Below are 16,178 nucleotides of genomic sequence, written 5' to 3'. Positions count from 1 at the left end.
TTTTTTTATTAAATATAATAGCTATTTGCGAGCGATTTTATTCTCTGCTTTGAAGGATTTTTATAGAGAATCCACCTTCTAAGCTGTCTGTATCAGCATGATAAATAATCCAATCTTCGATCTGCTCCTTCGTAATCTCAACTTTATCACCGTATTGGAAACTTTGAATAAGTTGCGGATCATTTCTTAAAACACCTATAAATTTCCCATTATTTATTTGGGTTAGGCCTATCCACATATGTTCATGTTCTCCATTTTCCACAAAGTCAGTTTTTAAAGAAAACTGAAGGGTGGAGTCCTCAGGATGTTGATTAAAGGAAGTTATAAAGTATTCTAATTTCGAGAGAGCTTCTTGCTTTGCTGCTTCTAATTCTGGGTCAGCGGCCTCTCTAAAAACTACTGGATCATTTGTCTGATTGGTTTGGCCATTGCAAGCAAAAGTGATTGTTGCAAAAAGTAGGATTGGGAAAAGTTGAGAAAATCTCATGGGTTATGAATTCGGTAAGTTATCGGGATTATGCTTATGATGGATTTTGAAGAATGAAAGCCTAATTTTTCAATAAAATTTATTTGAAAAACTATCATTAAGTTTTGGTTGCAGCCCATTTTATTCAAAACTCTTTTAGTTGCAGTCTTAATTTTTAATGTAATAATTCAGTCTTAGTCTCGAATGGGTCAGAGTTGCTGGATTGGAGGGGTTGTATATGGGAATTACTTGGTATGTTATTAATTGATTTTTTTCAATCTCAAAAATGTTCCACAGTTCTTCAGTATACATTGTTTTTTGTAATTCCTTTTGAGACATGCTTTTTAACATTTCTTCGGGAAATGGAGGAATTTGTGGCTCATCAAAAATCAATTTAAGGTTAAAGTTTTCTTCTTTATTTACCACATACCGACCAGAAACTTCCTTTTCTCTTTTGATTGTTAGAAACCTACCATCTTTACTAAAAATGATATTAGGCGATAATGGAACTTCCTCCAATTCACCAGTGATGCGAGAAGACTTAGATTGACTCCAATTGCCTATGATGAGCTTTTCTATGGTAGGAAGCTCTTTTGCGGTCTGAAGCACTTTTCTTTGATCTGTAAAACTTTTATTTAATAGTGAATCATAATCATTTGATATTCCTTTCCGTTTTATGTATTTCTCAAGTTTACGAAACTCTTTATTACTAAGTAGAACTTGAGATTGGAGGATGAAAGGAAGAAATAAAAATGGAAGTATGAGAAGATATTTCATATTTTAATTGTTCTAACGGTTTGGCTATGCGCAGTGCCCCGTAGGGCATTGCGTATAGGTCGTGTTGCCAAATGTTTTTCATTTCATCTCTATTCTTTTAGAAGTCAATGCTCCATCATCTGAACGAAAATCAAATGTTAGCAGATTCTCATTTTTTTCAATGTTTTCGAATAAATCCGTTAATCTCAAAACTTGATTCTCGATAACAGAATTATCAATTTGATTAGGTGCAAATTCAAGTTTATTCTTCTTATCAGTCAAATGGTCTAATAAAATTAAAGAGGTGTAGGTACTGTCGGAAAAATAGAGCAAATAGTCTTTATCAATGTCGCCCCAAACAAATTGTTCTTGAGAGATTCTCTCAATTTCCTTTCCTGTCTCTTTGCTAATAAAAACCATGTCTGGTGAGGCACAACATCCAGTAATCCATTTGTATTGAAACAACAGGTAGTTATTGTACTCTTTTAGAAATTCAAGACCTGCTCTTTGACAACCATATACCGTTTCATTTTCACAAGACTTTAAAATCACTTTTTCCTTATTCTCAAATGTCAACCATGAAGAATCACAGTTCCACTGCCAATAAAGCGAAGAACCATTTTGAAAATATTGAGTTTCACATTTATATCGATTCTCTTCTGCAATTTCCATATTATCACAAGCGCATTCTAATTGTTGTGAAAATATTTGGAAGCTTGTTAGAAATAAATCGAAAATGAAGATTGTAGTTTTCATTTTAATGTTTGGCAACACTTGAATAAACCCAAGTCGAACTAGTCTATTGCGTTCATATCGCATTTGTCCACAAGGGTATTAGGTGTTGTGAAACCAAATTAAAAAATTCGTTTGGATTTTTTCTTAGTACTCTCCAAACTTCTTAATCCCAAAGCAATTCATTGAATTAAAAAATGTAATGCCTGATTATTATTTGTTTCCCAAATTATGGAAAACTACCAGACCATCTTTACCAGCAACAGCGATATCCTTCCATCCATCTCCATCTAAATCTTCTATTGAAAAATATAGGCCGGTTCCTTTGCCTTCTCCTGCAGGTCCGTAGCTGATGACGTTTTTGGAGAAAGATTCCCCATTCCATTTGAAATAATAAAGCCCCACATAGTCTTTGCCTCCTGGGTCTTTTCCATTATGAGCCCGATGACGCTTGCCAGTGACCAACTCATTTTGCCCATCATTATCGATATCTACCCATTCCATGGTATGGTATTGGGATTGAAAAGGATCGATTTGATGCTTGATAAAACTGATCTCACTTCCCGATTTTTTCTGCTCCATCCAAAACAAACCAAAAGCATGTGCCTGCCCAACAATGATATCTGGTAATCCATCTGTATTGACATCCGCAACAATCATCGGAATACTGGCATCACCTAAGTCAAAATCCTCATGTAAAACCCATTTCCCAGTTTTTAGATCTTTTGGGGCTTCCAACCAGCCGTTGGAAATCACCAGATCTTTGCGCCCATCTCCATTGATGTCCCCTAATCCCAGACCATGACCATGCATATCGGCAACAGGGTATTTTTCGAATTGGTCAGGACCGATTTTTTTATAAAATGCCAAGGCTTTCCTTGGAGTATTTGGGAAGATTTCCAAAACCCCATCTCCATCGATATCCCAACCCCTGGTTGTTTCTATATTCCCGGTTTTGGCAATTTCATGAGTTTTCCATTCTGATCCATCTCCCGGATTTTCCTTCCAAATCAATGTTCCTTCAAACCATCCTCCTGTCACAAAATCCATCTTTCCATCCTCATTCACGTCCATGGGGATGGTGGAAAAATCTTCGTAATACTCTCCAAATCGTTTGACTTGGCCAATCAAAGATCGATCGGCAAATTCTGGCCCTTTGTACCAAAAACTACCTGAAACCAAATCCAAAACCCCATCATTATCCACGTCAAAAACACCCACCGATTCCGTGCTCTCAAAGGCAATGACCTGTTTTTGAAACTTCACGGTTGTTTCCTGAGCAGAAAGAGAGAAAGAAATTGCTGCCAAAAAAATTAAAAGACTGTGTTTGATTGGGTTCATGTTATTATTAGGTTATTGTACAAAGTATCAAGTACCATGTACAAAGAATTGAAGATTAAAATCTGGAGTCATAAATCTGGATCTTCGTCGGTTTTTTGGCCCTCCCACATCGATGGTATAAATCTTATATCTGAAATCATAAATCTCAAATTAAAGGATGGATTGCCACGTCGTCGTTCCTACTCCTCGCAATGACGTTTTGAAAATCATAAATCTTATATCATACATCATACATCCTAAATCCCCTCACTTTTCCATCGGATGCTTTTTCAGCAAATCAGCTGGCTTATAGAAGCCTTCCATATCTTTGATCTCTTCTCTTACCTTTTTGACCAAATCAGGTGAAATTGGTGAAGCTTGGTTGCCAAATGAGTTTCTGACGAAAGTCAGAACTGCAGCAACTTCCGAATCATCCAACATTCCTTCAAAAGGTGTCATTGGTACCTGACCAGGATAATCTTTTCCCAGCACGGTAATCGGTCCTAAAAGCCCTTTTAAGACAATTTTGATCAAGCGCTCCTCATCTCCAGTCACCCAGGGAGTTCCAGCAAGTGGGGGGAATTGGGAAGCAGAAAGCCCTAGTCCATTTTCCTGGTGACAGGTAGAACAGAATCCTTCTCTCGCATATATCTCCTTACCCAATGCAAAGAGTTCCCGATCCGAACCAGTCAATGAGGATTTGATATCTTCTTCCTTTTTCTCTGTCACTGATAAGCCAGAGATATGGGCAATTGCTGTTTCCAATGTTCTTGGAATCCAGGTGTTGTCTTTTTCCTGCTTTTCAGCTTCCGCCAAAATCGGTACGCCCACTTCTTTTGGTAGCCAAGATGCTGCTGCGATGGCTTCCATACGCACTCTTCCATGTGGATCTTTGACGGCTGCCATTAATAGTTCAGCTTGGTCTTCTACCTGATGGCCAGTATACCTCAAAGCTCTCACAGAAGCTGCTCTCACTCGATAATCTTCAGATTTAAGCAGCTGTTTCAATAAGTCTTGGTTGATTTTATTGATGCCCCAAGTCACCCAAAGCCCTTCTAATCGATGGTGCTCATAGCGAGGATCTGAAGGATCCAGTTCAGAGATCCATTTTTCTACTTCTTGGTACACTTCATCCGCATTTCTGCCTCGAAGTTCTCTTCGGGTACGGTATCTCGTTCTGTACTCAGGAAGTTTCAGATTTTCCAATAATTCTGGAATACTCGCTCCATCGATTTTTGCTGGTTCCAGCAATGGTCTTGAAGGATAGGTCACCCGGTAAACTCTGCCGTGAACGTGATCTCTGAAAGGATCTCGAGCATTGTGCTGCATGTGACCAATTAGGATATTATGCCAATCGATCACATAAAGCGAACCATCAGGTGCGATTTCCATGTCAACAGGGCGGAAATTTCCGTCAGTGGAGGTAATTAAATCCTGTGCCCAATTGGTGGTAAATCCAACGGTGTCTTCTTTTACATGGTGCTGCTTGGTACCTAAGAATCCGATCGTATTATTGATAATCAGGTCACCTTGCATGCTTTCAGGAAAATGACGGCTATAGATAAATTCCAAACCTGAAGTTGGTCTAACCATATGCTTTTGCTCGATCAGGTTTGGTCCTTTGAAATTCGCATTTCCATATCTCGGATAGACGGAGCCTGGAAGCATCCAATTGACATTTGGACCTGAGGTTTCAGCATAAAAATTCTGTCCCCAATCATCAAATGCAATACCCCAAGGGTTCGGAATGCTTACTTGATTTACCCTCTCTAGTTTATGTCTCTTAGGTTCGTATCTATAAAAACCACCATTGGTTGCGCGTACTGGACCATAAGAAGTTTCTACATTGGTATGAAGGAAAACCCCTTCAGCCATATGAATTGCACCGCTTTCGTCTGTTGTAAATGCTGAAATCGCATGGTGTGTATCATGATCATCAAATCCACTCAAAAGGATTTCAGTGACATCAGCTTTGTCATCTCCGTTTGTATCTTTCAGCAAAACCAAATTAGGTGCTTGAGAAACATAGACTCCTTCCGGAGCGATTTCAAAACCTATCGGGATCGATAATCCATCCGCGAAAACCTTCACTTCATCCGCTTTGCCATCTTTGTCGGTGTCTTCAAAAATCAATAATTTATCGTTCGGCTTGGAGTCACCCGGCTTGTAATGAGGATAACTTGGCATCACGGCAACCCAAAGACGACCTTTGCTATCGAAGGACATCTGCATTGGATTTGCCAATTCGGGAAATTCCTCTTCAGAAGCGAATAATTCAATTTTAAATCCTTCAGGCACTTTGATGGTTTTCAGTGCATCTTCCCCGTATTTGTATTCCAAATCACCGTTTGCGTCAGGATTATAATTCGTTTTTACTTCCGGTAAAGGTCTAGTCAAAGCATCAGCCGCTTCTAGATCTTTCTTTTCCCCTTTCGTTGCCATCCAGATTGCGGTGTCACGGATAGCGGTCATTTGGCGTATTTTTTCTAGTTCAAAAGGGTAATTGTCCGGGCCAAAAGGATCGTATCTTCTTCCAAAAACATGGACGCCGTTGGGGATTTTATAGTCATTGTGCCAAATCCAATTTTTCTCCATGACAGCTTCATGGATCAATTCTTCATGCTGAGGTACTTTGGGCGTTCCACCGAAAATTTCATCTGCCAAAAACTCTGAAAACATCCGATATCCCTTGTCATTTAGTTGAGAGCCATCAATTGTCAATGGTTCTTCTTCCAATGCATACCATTTTTCACTCGGTCCAAAGGCATCCACGAATAGTACGTTTTCATGCTTGGCCACTACTTCTTTCATTGCCTCTGTGTAGAGCAATAAGTTTTTGTTTTCTGCTTTCCCATCAGGAACATCCAGTTGATCGGAGAGATCTTCAAATGCAATCGGAGAGACGATCGCCAGTTGTGGGGGAGTGCTGTCGTTGTACTTTTGTGCCAATGTATGGCGAATAAAAGCATCGAGTTCAGCTTTGTAATTTTCCAATCCTGCTTCCCCTTGGAAACTTTCATTATAGCCAAAAAAGCCAATGACTACGTCTGCTTTTAATCGGGTAAGCCATTCATCAGGCTTTTCAAAAAAACCTATGCTTCCAGATGGAGTAGCGTATTCATCTTGGTATTCTTCAGCTCCAGGGAATGCCCAAGGGTCATTGGTTGCAGATCTAGGTCTAAATCCAGGAGTGTCCCCAGGATCAGTCATATTTCTAATAATAAGCTGGTTGTCAGGAAAGCGCTCATAAAGTTCTGTTTCAAAATAACCGAAGTTCATCATCCTTGAACCCAGATTATTTCCAACCATCATGATATGGCTGTCATTTTCTAATTTAAGTACGCGGTTTTGGGTACAGCTAATTGCCAAAAGACCAAGGCTCAAGGCCAGTAGGGAGGCGAAAGAAAAGTTCTTTTTCATTTTTGGTAAAAACATCCAACATGATTTTAACCAGAATATAAGGTCAAACCAAGTGAAATTATAAAACAGGGAATTTTTAGGTTTAAAGGGATCAATCTTCATAGATAATTAAGTCCATGAAAAATGCTGTCCTGTACAATAGGGCATTTGCCTAAAAATATATAAAAAAAAGAAAGAAGCACAGAGAATTTCTGTGCTTCTTCATTTGGGGTGGAGATTCTTAAAATACTCCTTTAAAAGATTCGATTTTTTGATCTACCTGGGTGTCCACATAAAACGTCAACATTACATCTGCCCACATAAAAGTAACAGAAGCGACTTTATTGTCTTCGGCCGAAATGAAATAGGCCAGTCTTTCAAAAGTTTCAGGAGCTGGAATTGGTGCTACCTTGATAGCTACTGCATCATCTTTCATCATCGCTTCTTCATCGATTTTCCCATCTTTCATGTAAGCAAAAACGGCATTTGCTTTCCCGTTTAAATGGATAGTCCAATCTCCACTTTCCATTGGAGTAATAAACAATGAGTATTTTCCTGCGGGAAGGTTTTTACCACCAACACTGACTGCAGTGCTGAATTCAATGAATGTTGGATTGTTTGCTCCTGCTCTCCAAGTCACTCCATATTTTTCTAGTTCGCCAAACACTTTTCTACCTTTCACTGCAGGAGAAGAGTAGTCTATGCTGATTTTGGTAAAGCCTACATTTGCAGAAACATAAGCAGCAGGGCTTGGTGCCGGAGCTTGAAGTTGGGCGAAAGTTTGGGTGCAAAATGCCAGGCAGAAAAACAATGCGATGGCAGTGAAAAAGGATTTTTTGTTCATGTGTGTTTTAATTTTTAGGATAGCAATCTAATTCAAATTTTGCTTAGACTGATCAGCGGAAGATTTTTACTTCGCTAATTCTCTTTTAATAAAGGTGATGCTTTGAGGGATTTGACTCACTGATCTTGAACTTTCATCTTCTATGGTGAGGTATTCAGTTCCCTGTTTTTTAGCTTCTTTGATGATCGCAGCGATGTCTACATCTCCGGTTCCTAATACCACATTGGATTCAACATCCCCATGACCATCCTTGGTATTTTCAGTTCCGATTAATCGATCCTTTAAATGAAGCATCGGGAATTTTCCTTTGTTCTTTTTCATGATTTGAAGTGGATCTCCACCGCCCATTTTTATCCAAAAAACATCCAGATTAAAGGCAAAGTCTTTTGCGTTTTTCAGCATGTAATCGAAAACCACTCCTTTTCCTTCGGGATTTGGGGCAAATTCATAGCCATGTGGATGATAGAGAAATGTAATTCCCTCTTTCTTCAATTCTTTTCCAGTTTGGTTGAAAAGTGCAGTGGCCACTTTTATTTCATCCAAAGAAATTGGACCATCTGCATGAGGAATCCAATAGCAGGTGACGTATTTCGCGCCAAACCTTTTGGCCTCTTGAATGATGGGAGTCAGGGATTTTGTCAGTTGGTTATAGTCCGCGCCTACACCAACAAACTGTAACCCATTGTCTGATAATAATTTCTCATACTCCAAGTCGCTCATACCATAATTGCCTCCGCCTTCCAGGTTTTTGATGCCCCAGTCAGCGATTACCTGATGGTATTTTACGGGATCTATTTTCATTTCATTCCGAAGGGAATAAAGCTGAAGTGCAATTTCCTGGGAAAAAGAAGATGAAATTGGAGTTGCTATTAAAATTAAAATGAGCAGGGTGTAAAACTGTTTTTTCATCTGGGTTTAATGTTTTGTTTCTTGTAAATTACAAAGATTGTTCAGCTTTTTAGCTGGAATCGCACATTTAAATAATAACCCAGAATTTATGAAAGCAAGTCGAAGAGACTTTGTCAAACAAACCTCCCTCGCAGGATTAGCCATGAGTATAGCACCATCTTTTACATTCGGATTCAATACAGAGGAAATTATCGGACATGGTGATTTTCAATACAAAGTAGATGCAAAATGGGGCATGCTAGACCCTGAGAAAGTTCCTGTTGTAAACTGCCATGAAATGGTTATGGATCGAAAAGGTAGAATGATCATGCTGACCGATGAGGCTAAAAATAATGTGATAGTTTATGATCAATCAGGAAAACTTTTAAAAACCTGGACCTTAGGTTTAGACCGGGCTCATGGTCTTACGCTAGTGGATGAGGGAGATGCAGAATACTTATGGATCTGTGACAATGGAGGAAGAGTAGTCAAAACTACATTAGATGGGGTAGTGGTAAGTGAGATTGTTTCTCCTAAACAAGAGGGGATTTACACCGATAAAATGAATTGGGTTCCTACAGAAACTACCATCGGACCAAACGGTGATCTGTATATCGCTGATGGCTACGGTTCCCAATATTTTCTGCAATACGATAAGGATGGGATTTTTAAAAGAAAATTTGGAGGTCCGGGATCTGATGATTCTCAGTTCAGTACTGCCCATGGAATCACAGTAGATCAAAGAGGAGGAAAAGACGCAACGCTACTTTGCACCTCAAGAGGACATAATTCTTTCAAAAGATTCACTCTGGATGGGGAATATCTGGAAACGATCTTCCTGCCAGGTGCCTTTGTTTGTAGACCGGTTATTCATGGTGATAACCTTTACGCAGGAGTTTGCTGGTCGAGATTGAGGTATTTAGAGCAAACACCTGACTCTGGTTTTGTGACGATTTTGGATAAAAATAATCAGGTCGTTTCTAATCCAGGAGGAACTGCTCCGGAATATCGTGATGGAAAATTACAACTGATGGTTCAGGACCAACCAATCTTCAAACATTGTCATGATGTATGTATAGATCAAGATGAGAATATTTATGTGTGTCAGTGGAATGCAGGAAAAACCTATCCGATTAAATTGACCCGAGTCTAATTTATTTAAACTATTAAACTTAATCTGAATGAAAAATGTAACCGTTGGCTGGTTTGAGATCCCAGTCTCAGAAATGGATAGAGCCATTTCTTTTTATGAAGAAGTATTCGATTGCAAATTGAATAAGCAAGTCATGGGAGATTTTCAGATGGCTTGGTTTCCATGGGAAGATAATGAAAAAGGAGCGGGAGGAAGCTTGGTGTATCACAAAGATTTTTACGCCACCAGCAATTTGGCGGGGCCATTGATTTACTTTTCTTCAGAGGATTGCAGTATCGAGTTGGATAAAGTCGAAAAAGCTGGAGGCACCGTTCAATTTTCCAAAAGATTGATTGCTCCGGACATTGGTTACATGGGAGTGTTTTTGGATTCTGAAGGGAATAGAATCGCTGTACACTCCATGAAATAAATTTCTTTTAGCCCCGGAAGCATGCTTTTAGGGGCTATTTTATGCCTATTAGTTACCACCATTGAAAAATCAGCCGAATTCATGGGCTTATTTGATTTAGATTTTGATTCGAAAAAAAACCTACTTCCTGAAGGGGGAACGGTTAATTATTATGGGAAATTGATGAGTCAGGAAAAGGCTGATGAATATCTCAAAGTTTTATTTCATGACATTGAATGGAAAAATGACGAAGCCGTAATTTTCGGAAAGAAAATCATTACCAAAAGGAAGGTTGCTTGGTATGCAGAAACATCTTTTGAATACACCTATTCCAACATCACAAAAAAAGCATTGCCTTGGACCAAGGAATTATTGGAGCTAAAGCAAATGGTGGAAAAAGCGAGTGGGGAGACATTCAATTCATGCTTACTCAATCTTTACCATGACGGAAGTGAAGGTATGGCTTGGCATAGTGATGGGGAAAAAGACCTTAAGAAAAACGGTGCTATTGGATCATTGAGCTTTGGTGCTGAAAGGAAATTTGCTTTCAAGCATAAAGACACCAAGGAAAAGGTGGAAATGATTTTAGAGCATGGAAGTTTGTTGGTGATGAAGGATGAAACTCAAAGCAACTGGCTTCACCGATTACCTCCCACCAAATTGATCCATCAGCCTAGGATCAATCTGACTTTTCGGACGATTGTCGGGAATAGTTGAGATTAAACCAAAACTACCCGCAGACTTTTTGCACCATGTGCACCGATTACCAAAGATTGCTCGATATCGGCAGTTTTAGATGGACCAGCGATAAATACTCCGAATCCTGAATGATGTAATCCGATCAAAGAATAAGCATCGTGCATGTTTCCGACGATTTTTGATTTCTCTAAAACAATCACCAAATGCTGGGTGATAAATGGAACTGCTCTCAAGCCTAGATTTTCATCTTCGAGCCAAATCGCTGCATTTTCGGAAACTCCAAGTTGCCCATCAATAATCGCCAGATCCAGATCGTTTAGGTCTGTTGCTTTCTCAGGTAACTCAAAAGTTTTTAAATCAGGAATCAGTTTTGATCCAGAATAAACTTTTGGGTAAGCACCAGAATTGACCAAGTCGGTCAGTTCTAGCTCCGAAATAATGCTTCCTTTATTATTTTGAAGAGATTGCTCAAACGTGCCAACAAGATCCTGAGCGGAATCAAATTTTGGCAGATCTGGAAGAGCTTTCTCCTGCTGGTTCAACTCTTTGATGCTGGAAAGTATGGATTCTCTGCTGCTCATGATCTGTTTTTTAAATACCATTCTTTGAATGATTCCTTAGGAACTTCAGGTAAATCCCGGTTTTTGCCCCAGGCGTTCAATGGATTATAAATCACTGATTTGGGTAGGTTTTTTAGACTTGCCCGAAGCAATTTCCCCGAGATTTTATAAGCAAGCGGACTGGTGAAAATCCCATTGGCCATTTTCATGGACATTCCTTTTGCGGACCAACCTTGCGCTTTGGTGATTTCCTGGCGCCATTCATAGAGTTGCTCGTGAATGTTGATTTTCACTGGGCAAACATCCGAGCAGCTTCCGCATAAGGTGGAGGCAAATGGCAATGTGCTGTATTTTTTGACATCAATTCCAGGAGAAAGTATGGAGCCAATAGGTCCTGGTACGGTGCTGCCATAGCTATAACCGCCACTTCTTCGATAAATCGGGCAGGTATTCATACAAGCACCGCATCGGATACATTTTAATGAATTTCTGAATTTCTCCCGCTTCAGTTGCTTGGTTCTGCCATTGTCTACCAAGATCAGATGAATCTCTTTGCCCGGGGCAGGACTTCTGAAATGCGAGTTGTAATTGGTGATCGACTGCCCTGTCGCTGATCTGGCCAGAAGCCTAAGGAATATTCCCAAATCAGCCCGTCTCGGAATGATTTTCTCAATTCCCATGCAAGCAATGTGGACATCGGCAAGATGAACGCCCATATCCGCATTTCCTTCATTGGTACAAACTACAAATTCGCCTGTCTCAGGAATGGCAAAGTTGACTCCTGTAATTGCCACTTTAGCCGCCATAAATTTATCTCTAAGATGCTTTCTGGCTGCATGGGTAAGGTAAACAGGGTCTTCGTTTCCTTTTTCAGTTTGAAGTTTTTCATGGAAGATTTCTGAAATATCTCCTTTCTTCAAATGAATTGCCGGCAACACAATATGACTTGGTGGCTGCTTTAAAAACTGGACAATTCGCTCTCCAAGATCGGTGTCGACAACTTCCACTCCATGTTTTTCCAGGAAGGGATTGAGATGACATTCCTCGGTGAGGATGGATTTACTTTTGACAATCGCTTTGCATTTTTTCTCTTTCAAAATGCTCAGGACGATTTCATTATGCTCTTCAGCATCTTTTGCCCAATGGACTTTGATGCCATTTTCGGAAGCTTTCTTTTCCAGCTCTTCTAAATAATAGTCGAGTTTTGTCAGCACATGATCTTTGATTCCTGATGCCAGTCTTCGGAGTTCTTCCCATTCGGGAATATTTTTACTGGCGATGTCTCTTTTTTCTCTGACAAACCAAAGGGTTTCATCATGCCAATGTGCCCTTTTTTCGTCCTTCAGGAAATTTGCTGCTTGACTTGGATGGCTCATGAGATGGCTTGGTTTAGGATTTCTGCCAAATGCATAAACTTGACAGGTTTGTTATTTCTTTCGGCGATGCCTTGCAAGTGCATCAAACAGGAGGTGTCCCCACCACAGATGATTTCTACCTGATGTGCTAAATGATCCGAAAGCCGGTCTTTCCCCATTTGTACAGAAAGGGCTTCTTCAGAAACCGCAAAGGTTCCTCCGAATCCACAGCACTCGTCTTTTCTTGTCAGTTCCACTAACTCCAGGTCTTTGATTCCTGCAAAAAGTTCTTTGGCTTTACTGAATGGCGCTTCATTGAGTTCGGATGAGGAGCTAAGCCTAAGGCCTCTTTGCCCGTGGCAAGAAGAATGAAATCCGATTTTATGGGGGAATGATCCTTCTATTGTTCCTACTTTCAGAATGTCAGTGAGAAATTCGCTGAGCTCAAATACTTTAGACTGAACCTTTTTCTGAGTTTCATCCATGTCTGAAAGAGAAGGCTGGTGTTCTTTGATATGCAAAACACAGCTTCCGGAAGGAGCCACGATGTAATCAAAGTCTTTAAACGTTTCGATAAACTGCCTTGTGGTACCATCGGTATCCCGTTCAAAACCTGAATTGGCCATAGGCTGACCACAGCAGGTTTGATCCATCGGATAGCTCACTTTACAGCCCAGTTTTTCGAGCAATTCTAAGGTAGCTTTTGCCACATCTGGATAAAATTGGTCAATATAACAGGGGATAAAAAGCGCGACTTCCATAGTTGATCGGGGTTGAACCAAGTAATAAGGTCTGATTAAATGCAAGGACGAATTTAAAGACTTTTGAGCCTCTCCTTGAAATTAAATTACCGGTGGTTTAAAATCTTGTTGAACAAGCAAGGCGGCACCTAATGCTGTGCCCAAGGCAAAATCACTGGTAAGAATCTCCAATTCCGGTAATTTCTTTCGGAGCATTCCTACAAAGATTTCGTTGGCATTAAATCCGCCGTCAATAAACATTCTATTCACCGAAGAATCTGCCCAAACGAGTTTGAGTGCTGCAATCTGCAGGTTGGTCAATGAATGGATAAAGCTGTAATAAGCGTCTTCAAAATCATCAAACTGCTCAAAGTTCATCTCCTCAGCCTGAGTTAAACCATAAGATTCCGGCTTTAAGTAATGAAACCTTATTCGATCCGGTTTTGATTTCACTTTTTCGAACCTATCTTCCTCAAAAGCCAATTTCTTATAAGTTCCCATCGGTTTTTGGAAGAAATCATACATTTTCTCCACCTGATATTTGTGCTCCTCACCGATAAATAAGCGGCTAATTTTTATGGGGTCTCCGGTGATGCCTATAAACTGAAGGCAATCTTTGTTTAATTCGGATTCGGTGAGTGCAGATTTATTAAATGGATTGATGCTGATGGCCCAGGTGCCCGTGGACAAAAGCATGAATGGTTCATTTTCTTTTTTGAGATAGGGAAGAAGGGCTGATGAAGAATCATGGACGCCAATTCCGGAAGGAATTCCCCCGAACTCAGGTTTTGTTTTGAAAATGGAGGAGCTTGGCATTGCAGGAAGTAATAAGTCCAGCACTTCATTTTCCTTTAACCATTTATGATAGTCTTGTTTTTGAAAATCCCAAAGACCGGTATGACAACCGATGCTGGTGAAATCAGAGACAAATCTTCCAGTGAAAACTGAGCTTAAGTATTGAGGTAAATGAAATGTATGCTTTATTTTTTTAAACTGCTCAGGCTTAACATACTTCAGAAAATATAGCTGAAGTCCAGAATTTAACATCGCCAAAGGCGGTGATGCTGTTGCAGTGCAAAAAGCCATTTTTCCTCCTTGTTCTTCATAAAATCTGTTTAGCAGTTCTTCAGGAAATGGCTTCAGGTAATCATAAAGAGGGGTGACTGGTTTTCCATTTTCATCCGTGTGGACGAGGGTCGCACCATAACTTGTAAAATTGATACGCTCAATTTCAAACTCCTCCATTTGACGTGCTCTCTGGAAGGTTTCTATCATCCAGGAAGTAAGCTCATCAATGGGCTCTGACTGGAATCCATCCTCATCTTTTCCCGGCTCCAATCTGTGATATGTTTGATAGACTACTTCTAAGTCTTTATCGAAAAGGAAGAATTTTTTATTGGTTTTACCAATATCGAAAATAGCAGTTACAGGTGTTTTGCTCATGGAATTTCCAGCACCATTAATAATTAATTTTTAATCAGTTTAGAGTGATTTTCTGACGATCAGTCTAAATGGGTTTTTGATTGGGATCCGATCTTCATTACCTAAGATCTGATTGGCAATGGACTGTCCCATATGGATGAAATCAGTAGAAATGGTTGAAATACCTTTGTCCAAAATTTCTTTCAGAGGAGTTTCATTGTAGGAAATCAATCCGACATCCTGACCTAAGACCAAAGATTGTTCTCTTGATTTTTTAACAATGTTCACAAGATCAGATTCGGATAACACCAAAAATAAATCTCCTTTATACAGCGGCTCATCGTCAATACCGTCGAGAATGATATTCTCAAAATCATGGAAGAAGCAGAAACGCTTGAAACCATCCACGATCTCAACCGGATACATATCTCCTTTCGGAAATACCAAAATCATTCTTTTGTACTTTCTTAAATGAGTCAATCCAGACTCAAGTGCCGCAAAAATATCCTTTGCGAAATCCTGATAAATCCCCGGGAATTCATTCTCATGGCCTTTTACAGCTCTATCCATGATCAGAAGTTTGTCTTTTGGGATTTTTTTCAAGAGTTCATACCCACTCACAGGATGTGTTTCTTTGTCAAAGAAATGCGGAGCAATGACATAATAGTTGTACTTGCCAAGGTTCTGGTTGATGAGATCTTCAAACAAATTCACATTGTAATGATGGATCTGCATATCTACCGTAGCATTTTCCCCGAGGGTTTCAATGATAGAGTAATAGATGATTTTCTTGTAAGAACTAAGCTTGTTGAAAAGCAAAAGGACTTTGAGTTTGTTCTCCACATTCGTAGAACTCACATAAAAGCCCTTACCTCTAACAGAGGTGATGATTCCTCGGTCTTTGAGCTCATTATATGCTTTTTCTACGGTATCCCGAGAAAGCAGAAAATCAAAACTTGTTTCATTGATTGAGGGAATTCGATCCCCGATGTTAAGTTTTCCTTTTTCTATTTCATCGAGGATCAAATTCACTACTTGCAAATATTTTGGGGTCCGCGAATCCGTGTGGATTCTTTCCGATTTGTCTACAAGCATAGCATTTTGGGTTATGTTGGGTATGGGTACTCATTCTTTATTTCTACCTCGGGAAAGCCGGTGCAAGACCTCCGTCGACATTGATCATGTTTCCGGTGGATTTGTTGAGCATCCCTGAGACCAGTGCAAAAGCGGCATCTGCGATGTCGGAGGTTTTGACAGCTTCCTTGAGCAGGGTTCTGTTGGCATAGTAAGCAGGAAGGTCTTTGACTTCGATTCCGTAAGCCTTGGCCCTGTTTTCAGCCCATCCACCTTCCCAGATGTTGGAGTTTTCGATCACCGCATCCGGGTTGACGACATTCACTCTGATTTTGTCTTCACCAAGTTCTGCCGCCATCAATCTGGACATGTGAAGCTGAGC

General features: G+C 40.0%; 16 protein-coding genes. 3 read left to right on the top strand and 13 right to left on the bottom strand.

Features of this window, described 5'->3' with window-relative positions; genetic code table 11:
- Window positions 1-37 precede the first annotated feature (37 nt).
- The 7 genes from FHS59_RS20335 to FHS59_RS20305 all read right to left on the bottom strand — a co-directional run bounded on the left by FHS59_RS20335 (window position 38) and on the right by FHS59_RS20305 (window position 8,426).
- Window positions 38-487 (bottom strand): DUF2314 domain-containing protein, encoded by a 450-nt coding sequence (locus tag FHS59_RS20335; protein WP_184497645.1) that lies wholly within the window; start codon window positions 485-487, stop codon window positions 38-40.
- 147 nt (window positions 488-634) lie between these two features.
- Window positions 635-1,243: a hypothetical protein gene (locus FHS59_RS20330; protein WP_184497642.1), complete on the bottom strand. Its 609-nt coding sequence runs from the start codon at window positions 1,241-1,243 to the stop codon at window positions 635-637.
- 78 nt (window positions 1,244-1,321) lie between these two features.
- The gene (locus tag FHS59_RS20325) at window positions 1,322-1,978 is read right to left on the bottom strand and encodes a hypothetical protein (RefSeq protein ID WP_184497640.1); all 657 of its coding nucleotides are present in this window, start codon (window positions 1,976-1,978) and stop codon (window positions 1,322-1,324) included.
- A gap of 189 nt (window positions 1,979-2,167) precedes the next feature.
- Window positions 2,168-3,295, bottom strand: coding sequence for an FG-GAP repeat domain-containing protein (locus FHS59_RS20320; protein WP_184497638.1), 1,128 nt, complete (start codon window positions 3,293-3,295; stop codon window positions 2,168-2,170).
- A 246-nt stretch (window positions 3,296-3,541) separates the two neighbouring features.
- The gene (locus FHS59_RS20315; RefSeq protein ID WP_184497635.1) at window positions 3,542-6,694 is read right to left on the bottom strand and encodes a PVC-type heme-binding CxxCH protein; all 3,153 of its coding nucleotides are present in this window, start codon (window positions 6,692-6,694) and stop codon (window positions 3,542-3,544) included.
- 220 nt (window positions 6,695-6,914) lie between these two features.
- Entirely contained in the window at window positions 6,915-7,517 is a 603-nt protein-coding gene (locus FHS59_RS20310; protein WP_184497633.1) for a DUF2911 domain-containing protein, read from the bottom strand.
- Between the two features lie 66 nt (window positions 7,518-7,583).
- Entirely contained in the window at window positions 7,584-8,426 is an 843-nt protein-coding gene (locus FHS59_RS20305; protein WP_184497631.1) for a sugar phosphate isomerase/epimerase family protein, read from the bottom strand.
- 88 nt (window positions 8,427-8,514) lie between these two features.
- Between FHS59_RS20305 and FHS59_RS20300 the strand changes: the two genes are divergently transcribed.
- From FHS59_RS20300 to FHS59_RS20290, 3 genes are all read left to right on the top strand, one after another.
- On the top strand, window positions 8,515-9,558 hold the full coding sequence (locus FHS59_RS20300) for a twin-arginine translocation signal domain-containing protein (RefSeq protein ID WP_184497629.1): 1,044 nt from the start codon (window positions 8,515-8,517) through the stop codon (window positions 9,556-9,558).
- Window positions 9,559-9,586: 28 nt separating this feature from the next.
- Window positions 9,587-9,967 carry a VOC family protein gene (locus FHS59_RS20295; protein WP_184497627.1) on the top strand — a complete coding sequence of 127 codons (381 nt, stop codon included), beginning with the start codon at window positions 9,587-9,589 and terminating at the stop codon, window positions 9,965-9,967.
- Window positions 9,968-10,048: 81 nt separating this feature from the next.
- Window positions 10,049-10,663 carry an alpha-ketoglutarate-dependent dioxygenase AlkB family protein gene (locus FHS59_RS20290; protein ID WP_184497992.1) on the top strand — a complete coding sequence of 205 codons (615 nt, stop codon included), beginning with the start codon at window positions 10,049-10,051 and terminating at the stop codon, window positions 10,661-10,663.
- A gap of 2 nt (window positions 10,664-10,665) precedes the next feature.
- Here the strand turns inward: FHS59_RS20290 and FHS59_RS20285 are convergent, their stop codons facing one another.
- From FHS59_RS20285 to FHS59_RS20260, 6 genes are all read right to left on the bottom strand, one after another.
- Window positions 10,666-11,226, bottom strand: a complete 561-nt coding sequence (locus tag FHS59_RS20285; protein WP_184497625.1) for a LutC/YkgG family protein — start codon at window positions 11,224-11,226, stop codon at window positions 10,666-10,668.
- The gene (locus tag FHS59_RS20280) at window positions 11,223-12,581 is read right to left on the bottom strand and encodes a lactate utilization protein B (protein WP_184497623.1); all 1,359 of its coding nucleotides are present in this window, start codon (window positions 12,579-12,581) and stop codon (window positions 11,223-11,225) included. The genes FHS59_RS20285 and FHS59_RS20280 overlap by 4 nt, the downstream gene beginning before the upstream one ends.
- Window positions 12,578-13,321, bottom strand: coding sequence for a (Fe-S)-binding protein (locus FHS59_RS20275; protein WP_184497621.1), 744 nt, complete (start codon window positions 13,319-13,321; stop codon window positions 12,578-12,580). Before FHS59_RS20275 ends, FHS59_RS20280 begins: the two co-directional genes overlap by 4 nt.
- An 81-nt stretch (window positions 13,322-13,402) precedes the next feature.
- Window positions 13,403-14,743 carry an FGGY-family carbohydrate kinase gene (locus FHS59_RS20270; RefSeq protein ID WP_184497619.1) on the bottom strand — a complete coding sequence of 447 codons (1,341 nt, stop codon included), beginning with the start codon at window positions 14,741-14,743 and terminating at the stop codon, window positions 13,403-13,405.
- A 39-nt stretch (window positions 14,744-14,782) separates the two neighbouring features.
- Window positions 14,783-15,817, bottom strand: a complete 1,035-nt coding sequence (locus FHS59_RS20265) for a GntR family transcriptional regulator (protein ID WP_184497617.1) — start codon at window positions 15,815-15,817, stop codon at window positions 14,783-14,785.
- Window positions 15,818-15,860: 43 nt separating this feature from the next.
- The coding region (locus tag FHS59_RS20260; protein ID WP_184497615.1) for an SDR family oxidoreductase at window positions 15,861-16,178 on the bottom strand (318 nt) is incomplete at its 5' end.

This window comes from Algoriphagus iocasae, from assembly GCF_014206875.1.
GTDB lineage: Bacteria > Bacteroidota > Bacteroidia > Cytophagales > Cyclobacteriaceae > Algoriphagus > Algoriphagus iocasae.
Note: the sequence above shows the minus strand (reverse complement) of the source record. Positions and strands in the feature narration are given on the sequence as shown.

What these genes read in the sequence shown, in the direction of transcription:
- FHS59_RS20335 (WP_184497645.1), bottom strand. Translation starts at nt 487, where the DNA reads ATGAGATTTTCTCAACTTTTCCCAATCCTACTTTTTGCAACAATCACT.
- FHS59_RS20330 (WP_184497642.1), bottom strand. Translation starts at nt 1,243, where the DNA reads ATGAAATATCTTCTCATACTTCCATTTTTATTTCTTCCTTTCATCCTC.
- FHS59_RS20325 (WP_184497640.1), bottom strand. Translation starts at nt 1,978, where the DNA reads ATGAAAACTACAATCTTCATTTTCGATTTATTTCTAACAAGCTTCCAA.
- FHS59_RS20320 (WP_184497638.1), bottom strand. Translation starts at nt 3,295, where the DNA reads ATGAACCCAATCAAACACAGTCTTTTAATTTTTTTGGCAGCAATTTCT.
- FHS59_RS20315 (WP_184497635.1), bottom strand. Translation starts at nt 6,694, where the DNA reads ATGAAAAAGAACTTTTCTTTCGCCTCCCTACTGGCCTTGAGCCTTGGT.
- FHS59_RS20310 (WP_184497633.1), bottom strand. Translation starts at nt 7,517, where the DNA reads ATGAACAAAAAATCCTTTTTCACTGCCATCGCATTGTTTTTCTGCCTG.
- FHS59_RS20305 (WP_184497631.1), bottom strand. Translation starts at nt 8,426, where the DNA reads ATGAAAAAACAGTTTTACACCCTGCTCATTTTAATTTTAATAGCAACT.
- FHS59_RS20300 (WP_184497629.1), top strand. Translation starts at nt 8,515, where the DNA reads ATGAAAGCAAGTCGAAGAGACTTTGTCAAACAAACCTCCCTCGCAGGA.
- FHS59_RS20295 (WP_184497627.1), top strand. Translation starts at nt 9,587, where the DNA reads ATGAAAAATGTAACCGTTGGCTGGTTTGAGATCCCAGTCTCAGAAATG.
- FHS59_RS20290 (WP_184497992.1), top strand. Translation starts at nt 10,049, where the DNA reads ATGGGCTTATTTGATTTAGATTTTGATTCGAAAAAAAACCTACTTCCT.
- FHS59_RS20285 (WP_184497625.1), bottom strand. Translation starts at nt 11,226, where the DNA reads ATGAGCAGCAGAGAATCCATACTTTCCAGCATCAAAGAGTTGAACCAG.
- FHS59_RS20280 (WP_184497623.1), bottom strand. Translation starts at nt 12,581, where the DNA reads ATGAGCCATCCAAGTCAAGCAGCAAATTTCCTGAAGGACGAAAAAAGG.
- FHS59_RS20275 (WP_184497621.1), bottom strand. Translation starts at nt 13,321, where the DNA reads ATGGAAGTCGCGCTTTTTATCCCCTGTTATATTGACCAATTTTATCCA.
- FHS59_RS20270 (WP_184497619.1), bottom strand. Translation starts at nt 14,743, where the DNA reads ATGAGCAAAACACCTGTAACTGCTATTTTCGATATTGGTAAAACCAAT.
- FHS59_RS20265 (WP_184497617.1), bottom strand. Translation starts at nt 15,817, where the DNA reads ATGCTTGTAGACAAATCGGAAAGAATCCACACGGATTCGCGGACCCCA.